Source organism: Limnoraphis robusta CS-951 (genome assembly GCF_000972705.2).
This window is the reverse complement of sequence record NZ_LATL02000165.1, coordinates 1-11,137: the sequence shown is the minus strand read 5'-3', so window position 1 is coordinate 11,137 and position 11,137 is coordinate 1. Positions and strand designations below refer to the sequence as shown.

Sequence of the window (11,137 nt, the reverse complement as noted above, 5' to 3'; positions counted from 1 at the left end):
AACTGTTCACTGTTTAGAACTCGCCCCTACCAAATTATAATTAATGAATCGGAGATGATATCATTCACGATTTGAACAATCTAAACCCGCTTTTTTCGGTGTTGAAAACTCAGTTGGGAGAAAGGTAAGACCATACTCTTGATTTGCACAAGCAGCAACTTTAACAATATCAAGGGGTTGTTCTTTGCGATCGCCTGTTCCCGGTTGAAACTCTATTTTCCCGGTCACGCCGTCAATCTTGAAGCTTTCACTAGAAAGTAGCTTTTGAATTCCTTTGCGGGTGGGATTTTGGCGAATTCCTTCAATCAAAACATGGGCTGCATCGTAGGCTAAAGCGGTACGAAGACTCACGAATTCGCCCCAAAGTTGCGAAGTGATTTGCGAAAAATCGGGCTGAAAACTGTTTAAATGATGCCAGAAAATGACTAAATATAGTTTTTCTAGATATTCTTGACCGAGCGCTAAAGTTCTGGGCGTGTCAACCGAGGAGTTACCCAACATCCAATATTCACCTTTATTTTCTTTAATCACTTCTAGCGCTTGATTGACGGAATTTGTCACCTGACCATCCGGTATTAAAATAATCACGGATTCTTCAGAATTTCTCATTTTTTCAAGTGCATCTTTTGCGTTAAAGTTAGGACTAGCCAGGTTAAAAGAAGCTACAACTTCTCCTCCTTTTTCTAACAACTTTCGTTCAAAGTATTGTTTGTAATCACTCGAAAAGGGACTGGCAGGATTATAAAAAATCGTGACTTTTTTCTGCTTGATTTCCTGGGTCAAGAGATCAACCATTTTATAAGCCTTCTTATAATTCACTGCCGGAATTCGGAATAAAAACTGTTCTGGGTTTTCGGTGAGTTCAGAGGTGGTTGTTCCTGGAGTCACTAAAACTACTTGATTTTTGTTGTAAATATCTAAAGTAGCGAGGGTCATCTCACTAGAATAATGACCAATTACGCCTAGAATTTCTGAGTTTTTAACGAGGTTATGTGTATTTTTGATGGCTTGAGGTTTGAAGTTAGAATCATCAGCAATGATCACTTTTAAGCCTTTTCCATTTAAGTCTCTATGCTGAAGAAAATCTGAACCGGGTAAGGTATACTCAGCAGATTCATCTCCATTGAATAAATTCAAGTTCACTTCGGTTTGGGCTTGAGCAACTCCCCGCAGAATGTCTTCCGCAAGTTCGACATCGATGACTTCTCCGGCTTGATTTTTTATCGTGGGAACAACAACTGCAATGGTATAGTAATCGGCGTTTGTTGCTTCCAATATTGCGTTATTGAGATAGATTAAAGTTTCGGGATCTTGTTTTTCTTCTTCCCAACTTTTTTGAAGGTGTTGAATGGCTTCGTGATAACTTTGTTTGGTGACAAAACAATCATTCCACTGTTGTCTAATATAATCCTTCCAAAAGGGTAAAAAATACTTCAAGGGTTTCTGACAGTCGGCAACAGGTTCTACACCCCTTTGTTTACGCCGTTGTTGAAACATCTTCACCACAATTTCTTCCCCCTGACTGATAGAATCTCCAATAACATCAGGTTTCTTAAAAAAGCGGCTAGAAGTTCCCCAGAAAACACCTATAAAAATACCGATAAATACTAACCCTAACATCATCATTACTTTGGGTTGGATTAAGGGTTTTTCAGGTTCAGGTTCAGGTGAGGGTTCAGGTGAGGGTTCCGGTTCCGGTTGAGGCCAATACAGTTGAGGAGCCGTCGGATTTTGTAAGAGTATCGGTAGCCAGGATGCTCCCGGATAATACGGTTCATTGTTTGCAGTTGGAACTTCTAATTGATGTAATTTTTTTCTGGCTTGACGAACCGCAGCATGAAGGGGTTTTCCTTGAATAAATTCTTCTAAAAAATACTTCAAAAAACTGCGGGCTACTATATCAGGAACGGGTTCTCGCATGACGATGAGATGGGGAATATTAAACTCGGCTAAATATTCCGCAATCCCCAGTCCATCACAGGAATTAAAGATAGCAAGCTTAATATTAGGAGCGGCTATTCTTAGGGCTTGTCTTAAGTTATTGATGGGTAAGTTAGGCTCATTAGAAAGGCAAATGCTTTGACCTGAACTGTGTCCGGCATAGAAAATTATATCCCAATTTCCCCGATAAAGGGTATTACACAGTGTTTGGAAACTGAGGGAATCTCCTTCTTCGGGAATGCAAGTAACTTCTCCTCCATATTCAGCTAAGTTTTGAATTTCTTTTAGATCTTCTTGTAGTTGCAAACCCCCTTCATCGCTGCCAAAAATAGCCAGAATTTTAATCGGTATTTGCAGGGTTTCTGGAGGTCGATTGTATCGAGATAAAAGAACTAACTCCGCATTGGGTAAGAAATAATCTTTTTCAAATAAATCCCACCGATCCCAGGATAGTTTTTGTAAACAAGAATTGGCGGTATCCAAAACAATTCTTACAGATTCGTTGGGTGCTACATATTTTAAACGTCCCACAATTCGCCCTCGGATATCGCCAAATATAGGATTGTTAAACCAATTTTCTAGAGTATATTCAAGGGCTTGAGTTGCAGATAAACACTCTTGATATGTCGATTTATGGGTAATTTGTACCTCTGGAACTTCAATAATTCGCTCTCCTAAACCTCTATGAAGTTCTCGCCATTCTTCATAACTTTTCTTAATTTTTGGTTGGGCGGGAAGTGCAGGACATTCGCGGTCTATGGCAATAATTCTACCGTCTTCCCAAAACTCTAGTACAACAGGAAAACCTGTATCAAAATCGCCCCCTGGTATTTTGATAACAACTTGTTTTTTCATTGTTAGTCGGTTGATTGAGTTTTAATCTAGAAAGCTTCTGCACATTACGGGGCTGTAGAAAGGTTGAATGAGTTTTAAACTTGAAGCAGGCTAGATGCCTACACTACAGCTTCTCGAAGATTGTGTTCCTTTAGAAAGGATTTCTAACTTGTAGATATCATATCATATATAACATTATATAAGTGATTTTTTACTAAATCAAGTTAAGTTGATTTGTCAAGCTAAAACCGGGTAAAAACTTTATGAAATCAAACCAATATAAAAGCCAAAAAAGTTGATTAACTGATGTCGCTAATCAACCCTTAAACTATTCTATAGTCGCTGTTAAACGATGAAGTATTCTGTTACATTCGCATCATTAAGAACAATCTGAACACTAAACTGATCGCCCGGGTCTGCGGTGAATTTGAACTGAATATAATCATCTCGCTCTCTCGCCCGAACTTCAAATAAACTTTGACCCAATTCATCCAAACCAATCAGTTTTAAATGATCAGGTAAGAAACCTTGTAGGGGATAAACCCTTAAAAGAATGGCAATTCGTTGATCTGGTTTGGGTAAAAGGGCAACCATTAATGCAACAGGAACCCCTAAAAGTTGCATTCCTAAATCAATTGCTCGTCGCACACCCACAGCCGGATGATTGGGGTTGACTTCCCATAATAATTCTGCTGCTTGCCAACGGGTTTCTTCATTGTTAGTGGTTTCTAAAAGCTCCACTAAAACATCACTGAGTTCAGTCTGTGATAAATCTCCTGGTTTTTGATGTCCTAAAGCTCCACTCATTTGTAATGTTTTTAGACTTTTTTCTATTGTTTTTTGTGAGGATAAGTTCCGGGTTCTGAAATTTATTGCTGACGCAAACGGAACAAGAGGTGGTCGGTTTGCCAAAAGTTGTTCAACAGGTTGCCAGTCGGCTGTATAAAGATGTTCCAGCCATTGAGTTAACTGTTGAAAGGATGGTTTAGATAAGCCATTTTTAGGAAGTTCTATGGCTGTTGAATCTAAGTATTTTAGGTTTAAACCTAAATGGCTGGGTTCAGGATTAAATTCTGACAAATACAGTTCATAATTTCCTGTTTTTGTCTGTTTTAAAGACTGCTGGTTTAATTGATCATAGCGGATAAATCCGATTAAAACAGCCTGTTTTTCTTCCAAGAAAACCTGAATTAATGTGTAAAAATGGGCGGAAAACTCTGGCTCGTCAATCATTTTTTGAGGAATTTCAATGGTTTGATCACCTATATTCTCACGAGCGATCAAGCAGAGTTTAAATGGCTCAACATTGAGAGGACTAACGGCGTCTAAATTTAAAACTTGAGTTCTCAGGAGAGAATAGGTTTGATAACTCAAGGTTAACTGGCGATCGCTTAACCATTTTTCTAAAGCCAATAACGCCAATGTATTCAAATAGGCTTGCCATTGTTCAGCTTCATTACTAAAATGACGACTGAGGAGAGTAGCTTTCTCAAAGAACTCTGGCTCTAGATCAATCATTTCTAACTGCAATTCTCGGTAAGAACGCGAATTAGAACGAATTGAAGATACTTTAGACTCAGAATCAGGGCGAAAATTCATTTTATTCTCCGAGTTTGGATTTACTGTTTATTAGGAAATCTGACAGAATTCAAGAACAATCAAGAGCTAAATTGGGAGGATCATAACTGAGAAAATCACGCATCTTTTCTGCAAATAAACTGGTCATTTTTCGGTGTTGTCCGGCTTGAAGTTCCCTCGCCGCTTCAACAAACACACTTTCATCTAAATAAGCACTCAAGTGTTGAATTAGATTATTAAAAGCCTGAGCATCTTGGGAAACGGATTTAAAAGACTCTTGACTCAACAAGATTTGAAACAACTCCGCCATCACCTGTTCTCGAATTTGATTGAGCATTTCCTTTAGTTTTAAAAATCGACTGACTTGAGATTGATTATTCATGTTTAATTCTTTGGCGACCTCACCTTGAGATTTTGCTTCAAAATAAATGAGTCGTAAACTGGGGAAAAAGTAATCAGCGTTCTCAGCATACCAGGGACTATTTTTGAGTTGATGAAAGCGTTGTAACAGCACCCGATGAATCGCATTTAAAAGGGCTTTATCCCGAGCTTCATTCAGCATAGTTTTTAGGAGATTAATCGGCGGTTCGGGTGGCGGTGGCGGGGGTGACGGGTTAATCTTTTGTTCCTGGAGAAACTCAGCAATCGTTTTTAATTGATCTAACATTTCATCCGAAGAATCGGCTATAATTCCTCGTTGATGAAGAAGATCGCGCATTTCCTGAAGTTGGGCTTCCGAGGGTGTTGGACATTTACCCCGAGCGCCCTGTTCTCGTCTGTCGCGTCGATACACCTGATGGAACACCTCTACCCAATGACGCTCGTGGGGTGAAAGGATTTTCCATTGACTCCCTTGAACTTGATTAAGTTTCGACCAAGAAGTTTCCAGCAAAAGCCCATGTTCTATCCACAATGTCCGAGTCAGTTTTTCATCTTGACGAGTGATTAAACAAGCCCATTTTCCCAGTGCTGTTTTCGTCGGATCGAAGGTTCTCAAAATCTCCACCGATAAAAGAGGGTAAGTAGAAGGCTGAAGATTTCCAAAGCGATCTAGAATTAACTGGGTTTTGCGGTCAGAGTCAAGCCCTATCCACGTTTTCCCGTCATCGGTTAACACCAGGGGTAACAAGTCATAAGGAGAAAAACCATAGCGCTGACCAAATTTTTGAGCTAAAGTTTGACAAGCCGATTGGATCGCATGGGAAACATAACACCGCAAAGAAAGCCCTGCTATCACCCAACTCGGGGGAACCGACGACTCAAAATCCCTAGAATCTTGATGAAGAAACCAAGATAATAATTGAGTTTGAATCTCTTTATCTTCTTGAGTGAGGAGTTCCTGAGTTTCACAGTAGGATGGAAACCACGCTTGAAACTGTTCCCTAACAACAGGAAGCTCCGAGGCTTGATATCCTGTTTGAAAACTGGATTGATGAGAACGCCCATCAACCTTGCAGATTGTCCAGTATTTGTAAAGATTCATCTGTCACCCCTTTGTATAACTCGACACCATTTAGACTCAAATTCCTGATATTAGCAATAGGATTCACATTCAAAGTTCATTGTCCTCAATGTTCCATTTTCATCTAGTCCCGGGACGATGTGAACTTATGCAGGTTTGAGCGAGCGATCGCCAAAATTGCTAGAATTTCCAGAGGTTTACTCCGATCCACTGTTTGGACGAAACAACTGTATAGCAGGTTTAATCTTTCTAGGATCTAAATATCATCCTTGAAAAACAAAACTTAAAAAAAGAGAAACAACTTCTTGGGTGATGGTATAATTATTCAGCGAGCAGGGTTAAAGTAATATGACCACAACATCTTCAGATTTTGTCAGCGCTATTCCCATTCAAACAACAGAGACTCGCATTGCTGATTTCCTGCAAGAACATGGGGAAATTGAGGCGATTTTGCCTGTGGTTATTGGGATAGTCGTGACTTCCCGCTTTCAACTGCGCGGCGCTCAAGCTCTTTTAGCCAATTTAATCATTGCCAGTCTGATGCGTCAAATCCTGACACATCTTAAAAAACAGTCTCATTTTGTTACAAATGAAGCGGAAACCACAACAAATTCAGTTGAAAATAATCAAGATTCTGAATCTACAATTGTTCACTCAATGCCGGGAAGAATTCGCTTAAGAATTCCCCGTTTAGCCACCGATATAGATTTTGCCCAACGTCTTGAACAATTACTCTCTCAAGAAGAACAAATTGCCAATATTCGGATTAATCGTGCTGCGGCTTCAATTACAATTAATTATAACGCTCAAGGCGTGAGTGATTGGGAACTGGGAATGCGTTTAATGAATCTTATCGAAACCGCCCTCAACCCAGAAACCACCGCAAATTCACCCGAAACGACACCATCAGGGGTAACTTTAGATGACACTGACTAATGGTAAATTAATTTCTCTTGCTGCCACCAATGGGGCGATAATAGAATCAGAACGCTTTATTGAACCGGCACCCTATATCGTTCATGCCGTACCCGGACGGGTAAGATTTCGCGTTTATCGCCTGAGTTCTGATGAATATTATGCACAAAATCTAGAACAGGTTCTACAGTCAGAACCGGGAGTGATTCAAGTTAGAATTAACCGTTCGGCGGCTTCTGTTGCGATTCATTATCAACATTTAGACTTTCCCGATATTGAGATTTATTCTCGATTGTCAACTTTAATTCAACAAGCCGGAATCTCAATTACCGTTGAAGATATTTCCGACTCCCCCCAGCCTGAACCCAACGAACCCGACAACGAAGGAGAATGGTCAAGTTTACTCGCCCCAACAGGTGCAACCCTCCTCGCCCTCCTCAGCAGTTCAACTCGTTTAGCCTGGTTGCGTCCTCTAGCCTGGGGTTCTCTGGCGCTCGTCACCTTTCCCGTTGCTCAACGTGCATTTTATAGCCTATTTGTCAAGCAAAAACTAAATATTGACTGCTTAGACTTACTAGCGTTAAGCTTGGGAGGAGCGCAAGGAAAACTCGTAACTCCTGCTTTAGTTCTCACCCTGCACGAACTCGGCGACGTCATCCGCGAACAAACCGCCCGTTCAACCGAACACCAAACCGCAGACTTACTCGACACCATCGGACGCTTTGCTTGGGTGGAACGCAACGGCGAAAAACAATCCATTCCCAGTGACCAAGTGCAACCCGGAGAAATCGTTTTCGTCTATCCTGGCGAACAAATACCCGTTGATGGGGTTGTCACCGAAGGAAAAGCCGTCGTCGATCAACAGCAACTCACAGGCGAATCCATGCCTATTGTTGCAGAAAACGGCACCTTTGTCTATGCCTCTACTTTAGTTCGCTCAGGAAATCTCCACATCAAAGCCGAACGAATAGGCAAAAAAACCAGGGCGGCGGCGAGTTTAGAACTGTTGCAAAAAGCGCCTGTTCACGATACTCGCATGGCAAATTACGCAGCCAATTTAGCCGATCGCTTAATTACGCCTTCATTAATTTTAGCAGGAATTGTCTTCGCCGCAACCCGTGACCCTGCCAGAGCGGCTTCTATTTTAACCCTTGATTTTGTTACCGGAATTCGAGTCTCTATTCCCACTGCTTTTTTAGGCGCCTTAAACCACACCACCCGACATGGTATTTTAGTTAGAAGTGGTCGAACTTTAGAACAATTAGCCGAACTCGATACCATTGTTTTTGATAAAACCGGAACCCTCACTCAAGGGAATATTTCAGTGGTTAATGTGAAAACAATTTCCGGCCGAATGTCTGCCAAAGAGGTGATAAAATATGCAGCAGCAACCGAACAAAGAATCACTCATCCAGTCGCCGAAGCCATTGTCCGTTATGCCCAAGAACAAGTGATAGAAATTCCGCCTCGGGTTGATTGGAATTATGAAGTCGGTTTAGGCATTCGGGCGGAAATAGAAGGTCAAAAGGTGTTAGTGGGAAGTGGAAGATTTCTCACTCAAGAAGGGATTAGTTTAGAAGGATTAGACCAAAGCGAAACGGCAGAGAATTCGGCTTGGATGTCGTTAATTTATGTCGCTTGTAATGGTAAATTGCAAGGGGCGATAGAATACGCTGACCCGTTGCGTCCTGAAAGTTTAGACCTCATTGAAGAATTACAAAATCGCTACGGAATGGAGATTCATTTGTTAACCGGAGATAGTCGTCAACGGGCGGACTTAGTAGCAGATGAATTGAATATTCCTTCAAAACGAGTTCACGCCGAAGCCTTCCCGGAACAAAAAGCTAAAATCGTTCGAGATTTACATCGGTCTGGGCGGACGGTGGCGTTTGTTGGCGATGGGTTAAATGATTCGGTCGCCTTGGCTTATGCCGATGTGTCGGTGTCTTTTGAAGATGGTTCCGATGTCGCGAGGGAAACAGCCGATGTGGTGTTGATGAATAATGATATTAGTAGTTTACTACAAGCGATCGCCATTGCCAAGCAAACTCGCACTTTAATTGATCAAAATACTTTACTGGTAATTGGGCCGAATTTAGTTGCTTTGGGGTTAGCTTCGGCAGTGGGTTTAAACCCATTAATTGCCACAGTTATTCACAACGGTTCGGCCATTGCTGCGGGTTTAAATAGTTTGCGTCCGTTAGTTCAACATCAGCTTGAAAGGGGAAGTTCAACTGAGAGTTAAAATTAACAATTTTTGGTGTTCAATTATTGGTAAAATACCATTGGAGGAGTTATGTCAATTATTCATTGGGATCGATCTGTTTTGTCGTTTCACTTGCGGGAAATTCTCGAAGAAGAAGAAAACGCTAACAATCAACTCGCCTTAGCCGGAATTGGGGTGATTGTTTTCGGAACAATTCTGGTTCCGGCTGCAACGAAGTTAGGACGACCTTTGCTCAAAGCTGCTATCAAACAAGGGTTATCCCTGTATCACGAAAGCAAACAAACCTGGACAAATATTGAACAGGATGCCTTTAATCCCGACAATAATTCGACAACTTCTGCCGAAAAAATTACTTAGTTTTTCGGGGTGCTGGTGTTGGCTAAATAGGTGGTTTTTTGTTGGGATTTTTGTTGAGATTCGGCGACGACTTCGGCTTTAGCTTCAGCAACAATATCTCCGAATACTTCGCCTGTTTCTGCGATCGCTGCTTTGGTTTTTTCATACATTGAAACGCCGCCTTTAATGGCTGCTTTCGCAACAGGTTTGAGTAAGGGAATCACCGCCGGAGTCAACACCAATACTCCCACTCCAATTGCTATGGTTCGAGTGGGGTTATTTTGATAAGCGGTTCTGATGCGCTCAAGAATTGCCAACCGACCCTGATTTTGAGTTAACATTTATTATCCTCCGCCAAGTACCTGCGTTAAATCTGGAGAAACTTTTCGCTTGTAGAGATTTCATTCTATGGCGATCGCAAGCTGATTTTTCCCCAGATTCTTATTTAAGCACAAGCGGCGATCAAAACTCAAGTTCACTCAAAATCTCAAGAATTGTTTTAAGATTTTATCCCCCCTTGCCCCCCTTAAAAAGGCAGGGCTGTTTCATTCTCAACCAGAAATTGTAGAACCTAACCCCCCAACCCCCTTCCCTACGAGGGAATGAGGAGTAATGAATAGTTTTAGATATTGAATAAACTTAAAAGTCCTCCCCTCGCCTCACTCCACCCACTGGGAACTCGCGATCGCACGGGTTGACATCATATCCGACTAATCAATCATCCCAAGCGTAGGGGCGGGTTCATCCGGGATCTTGATGACCACTCCGAGATTGAATTAAACCCGCCCCACCCCCATCAGAAAATTAATCAACCGGATATATCAAATGACAAGTTGCTCGTTTGTGGGACACCATTGCTGTAGTTGGAGGATTACCAGAACGCAGAACAGATTCTATTTTGTTTTTGTAGTGTCGTTAATCTTCTGATAAAGATAATCGAGCAATTCTCTAACTGTCAAACCAATTTTTTCTGCTTCATAGTCTGATATCTCAATTTCAAATTCCTCTCCTATAGCCATAAAAAGCTCGAGGATCTGTAATCCCCATGTATCATCTAAAGCCAAATCGTCTACAAGATGGCTGTCTAAATTTACATCTTCTTCATCGACTCCTGATTCTTCAGCCAATACCCTTCGTAGTTGGAGAAAAATTTCGGCTTTATTTTTATTCCCATCAAATTGTTTGAGAAACTCCGCTTGTTCGCGCAACTCGGCTTCACGTTTAGCTTCTTCTGCCGCTTTTCGTTCAGCTTGTTCACGCAACTCGGCTTCACGTTTGGCCTGTTCTGCCGCTTTTCGTTCGGCTAAACGTTTGGCTTCTTCTGCTTTTCGTTCGGCTTGTTCACGCAACTCGGCTTCACGTTTGGCCTGTTCTGCCGCTTTTCGTTCGGCTAAACGTTTGGCCTGTTCTGCCGCTTTTCGTTCGGCTTCAAGCTGAACTTTATGCCTCATCTTTTCAAGGCGAGAAATAACGATATCCCTGACTCTAGTAAAATCGGCTTGAAAACCGCTCTGTTGATAGATTTTGGTTGCCACGTCCCAAACAATTTTATCAACATTAGATTCCATGAATCTTAGATTTTCATCCGTTGGAGTGGCGATTTTATCCAAACAAAGATTAGCCGCCATATCCAGTATCTTTAATTGATATTCCTTTTCGGATTCATTCATGATCGGATAGGAACTCCAAAAATGAGGGCAGCCAACAGAATATTAATTTTAAGAGCGACTAACAACTAACGGGATTTACCCCCTTCCCTTTCCTCGTAGGAGAGGGTTAGGGAGAGGTGGAGAGGGCGTTGCGGTGAGGTAGGGAAGGGGGTTGGGGGGTTAGGTTCTACAATT

General features: G+C 41.6%; 8 protein-coding genes. 3 read left to right on the top strand and 5 right to left on the bottom strand.

Annotated elements, in window-relative coordinates:
- Window positions 1–60: 60 nt before the first annotated feature.
- The 3 genes from WN50_RS14375 to WN50_RS14365 form a co-directional block, all read right to left on the bottom strand.
- Window positions 61–2,796 (bottom strand): ABC transporter substrate-binding protein, encoded by a 2,736-nt coding sequence (locus WN50_RS14375; RefSeq protein ID WP_049559540.1) that lies wholly within the window; start codon window positions 2,794–2,796, stop codon window positions 61–63.
- Between the two features lie 324 nt (window positions 2,797–3,120).
- The gene (locus WN50_RS30955) at window positions 3,121–4,374 is read right to left on the bottom strand and encodes a DUF1822 family protein (protein WP_053221515.1); all 1,254 of its coding nucleotides are present in this window, start codon (window positions 4,372–4,374) and stop codon (window positions 3,121–3,123) included.
- Window positions 4,375–4,423: 49 nt separating this feature from the next.
- On the bottom strand, window positions 4,424–5,836 hold the full coding sequence (locus tag WN50_RS14365; protein WP_046279945.1) for a hypothetical protein: 1,413 nt from the start codon (window positions 5,834–5,836) through the stop codon (window positions 4,424–4,426).
- Window positions 5,837–6,163: 327 nt separating this feature from the next.
- Here WN50_RS14365 and WN50_RS14360 point away from each other — a divergent pair, with 327 nt between their 5' ends.
- Genes WN50_RS14360 through WN50_RS14350 form a run of 3 tightly spaced genes read left to right on the top strand, consistent with a single transcriptional unit; the run spans window position 6,164 to window position 9,314 of the window.
- The gene (locus tag WN50_RS14360; RefSeq protein ID WP_046279944.1) at window positions 6,164–6,751 is read left to right on the top strand and encodes an HMA2 domain-containing protein; all 588 of its coding nucleotides are present in this window, start codon (window positions 6,164–6,166) and stop codon (window positions 6,749–6,751) included.
- Complete coding sequence (locus WN50_RS14355) at window positions 6,738–8,975, top strand: heavy metal translocating P-type ATPase (protein ID WP_235440961.1); 2,238 nt, start codon at window positions 6,738–6,740, stop codon at window positions 8,973–8,975. The genes WN50_RS14360 and WN50_RS14355 overlap by 14 nt, the downstream gene beginning before the upstream one ends.
- A 51-nt stretch (window positions 8,976–9,026) precedes the next feature.
- Window positions 9,027–9,314 carry a hypothetical protein gene (locus WN50_RS14350; RefSeq protein ID WP_046279943.1) on the top strand — a complete coding sequence of 96 codons (288 nt, stop codon included), beginning with the start codon at window positions 9,027–9,029 and terminating at the stop codon, window positions 9,312–9,314.
- Here WN50_RS14350 and WN50_RS14345 read toward each other — a convergent pair.
- Window positions 9,311–9,634, bottom strand: a complete 324-nt coding sequence (locus WN50_RS14345; protein ID WP_046279942.1) for a DUF5132 domain-containing protein — start codon at window positions 9,632–9,634, stop codon at window positions 9,311–9,313. The genes WN50_RS14350 and WN50_RS14345 overlap by 4 nt on opposite strands.
- Window positions 9,635–10,186: 552 nt before the next feature.
- Window positions 10,187–10,963 carry a phosphopantetheine-binding protein gene (locus tag WN50_RS35340; RefSeq protein ID WP_049557555.1) on the bottom strand — a complete coding sequence of 259 codons (777 nt, stop codon included), beginning with the start codon at window positions 10,961–10,963 and terminating at the stop codon, window positions 10,187–10,189.
- Between the last annotated feature and the right edge of the window lie 174 nt (window positions 10,964–11,137).